General features: G+C 38.8%; 1 pseudogene. It reads left to right on the plus strand.

Going from position 1 to position 281, the window contains the following annotated elements:
• Positions 1–281: pseudogene (locus FD20_RS13700) on the plus strand (IS3-like element IS1163 family transposase); the annotation flags it as partial.

Below are 281 nucleotides of genomic sequence, written 5' to 3' on the forward strand. Positions count from 1 at the left end.
AACCAACGTCTCAAGGAGGAATTGGAGATTTTAAAAGCTGCGGCGGTGTTACTGGGAAAGCGTTAGGGCGAGTTAAAACTCTTGCTTTCATTAAGATTCAATTACCCTATCACCGCCTATCCTTAATACTCTCAACTTTAAGATTAGCTCGTAGCACCTATTACCATTGGTTGAACTATCAAACTAGTCAACACGATTGTGTTGACCGTCATTTAAAAGCAAGTATTCGAAAAATTTGGGAAGAAAACTATCGCGCTTATGGTTATCCAAGAATCAAACTA

This window comes from Liquorilactobacillus uvarum DSM 19971 (assembly GCF_001434935.1).
Taxonomy (GTDB): domain Bacteria; phylum Bacillota; class Bacilli; order Lactobacillales; family Lactobacillaceae; genus Liquorilactobacillus; species Liquorilactobacillus uvarum.